This window comes from Bradyrhizobium sp. (assembly GCF_016462955.1).
GTDB lineage: Bacteria > Pseudomonadota > Alphaproteobacteria > Rhizobiales > Xanthobacteraceae > Bradyrhizobium.
In genome coordinates this window covers 1-1,641 of sequence record NZ_JAEMSD010000868.1, presented here as the reverse complement: position 1 = coordinate 1,641, position 1,641 = coordinate 1, and the positions used below count along the sequence as shown (strand labels likewise).

Annotated in this window: 1 protein-coding gene and 2 pseudogenes; 2 read left to right on the top strand and 1 reads right to left on the bottom strand. The window is 63.8% G+C overall.

Annotated elements, in window-relative coordinates; translation table 11 throughout:
• Positions 1-151: 151 nt before the first annotated feature.
• A pseudogene (locus tag JHD07_RS39370) lies at positions 152-799 on the bottom strand (pyruvate dehydrogenase complex E1 component subunit beta); the annotation flags it as partial.
• On the opposite strand from JHD07_RS39370, the pseudogene JHD07_RS39365 reads away from it, so the two are divergent.
• Together JHD07_RS39365 and JHD07_RS39360 are read left to right on the top strand one after the other, a co-directional pair.
• Positions 795-1,505: pseudogene (locus tag JHD07_RS39365) on the top strand (pyruvate dehydrogenase complex E1 component subunit beta); the annotation flags it as partial. The pseudogenes JHD07_RS39370 and JHD07_RS39365 sit on opposite strands and share 5 nt — an antisense overlap.
• Positions 1,506-1,508: 3 nt before the next feature.
• Positions 1,509-1,641 (top strand): DUF5076 domain-containing protein (locus JHD07_RS39360; protein ID WP_291632018.1); only part of this gene is annotated, 133 nt, incomplete at its 3' end.

Below are 1,641 nucleotides of genomic sequence, written 5' to 3'. Positions count from 1 at the left end.
ACATTGTATCGCGTTGATCACGAATGAAGCGACCGTGAAGGTCGCCGGTATACTGATTGAAACCCGAATTCGTGCTGAAGATCGCCAACCAGGTCGACAATGCAGCGAATACAATGCATCCGATCATCCATAGCCGCGTTGCCTTCATAGCTCACCTGTAACTGACAGCTTTGGCCGCGGCGACGACTTCGGCCACCGTCGGCAGCGCAAGCTTTTCCAGATTGGCCGCGTAAGGCATCGGCACATCCTTGCCCGACACGCGCACGACCGGCGCGTCGAGATAATCGAACGCCTGCTCCATGATGCGGGCCGCGATCTCCGCGCCGACGCCGGACTGCTGCCAGCCTTCCTCGACCACCACTGCGCGCGAGGTCTTCTTCACCGAGTCGATGATCGTCTCGGTGTCCATCGGACGCAGCGTGCGCAGATCGATGACCTCCGCCTCGATGCCTTCCTTGGCGAGTTCATCGGCGGCACCCAGCGCATAGGTCATGCCGTTCGACCAGGCGATCAGAGTGACATCCTTGCCCGCGCGCACGATGCGCGCCTTGCCGATCGGAACGACATAATCGTCGAGCTTCGGCACGTCGCCGGTGTGACCGTACAGAATTTCGTTCTCGAGGAAGATCACCGGATTCGGATCGCGGATCGCGGCCTTGAGCAGGCCCTTCGCGTCCGCCGCGGAGTATGGCGAGACAACCTTGAGGCCCGGAATCTGCGAGTACCACGCCGAGTAATCCTGGCTGTGCTGGGCAGCAACGCGTGCCGCTGCGCCGTTCGGACCGCGGAACACGATCGACCAGATCATCAACTCCGCCGCGAAGACGCTCTACATGTCCGGCGGCCAGATGGGCTGCTCGATCGTGTTCCGCGGACCGAATGGCGCGGCGGCCCGCGTCGCCGCCCAGCACAGCCAGGACTACTCGTCCTGGTACTCGCACATTCCTGGCCTGAAGGTGGTCGCGCCGTATTCGGCCGCCGACGCCAAGGGTCTGCTCAAGGCCGCAATCCGCGATCCCAATCCGGTAATCTTCCTCGAGAACGAGGTGCTCTACGGACACACCGGCGAAGTTCCCAAGCTGGATGATTTCATCATCCCGATCGGCAAGGCGCGTATCGTCCGCACCGGCAGCCACGTCACCATCGTCGCCTGGTCGAACGGCATGACCTATGCGCTGAAGGCCGCCGACGAGCTCGCCAAGGACGGCATCGAGGCCGAGGTGATCGACCTGCGTACGCTACGCCCGATGGACACCGAGACCATCATCAACTCGGTGAAGAAGACCGGGCGTGCGGTGACGGTGGAAGAGGGCTGGGCCCAGAGCGGCGTCGGCGCCGAGATCGCCGCGCGCATCATGGAGAATGCCTTCGACTATCTGGACGCGCCGGTGACGCGCGTCTCCGGCAAGGACGTGCCGATGCCCTATGCGGCCAACCTGGAGAAGCTCGCGCTGCCGTCGGTGGCCGAGGTCGTCGAGGCCGCCAAAGCCGTCTGTTACAGGTAGATCATGGCGGGCCCCAAGGAGCAGCCACTGCCGCCCGACGTCATGGCCCGCGACGACGCGGTCGAGATCCTGCGCGTGTTCGTGCTGGACGGCGGGCTGTCGATGGCGTTCCAGCGCGCCTTCGAGGAGCCTGACA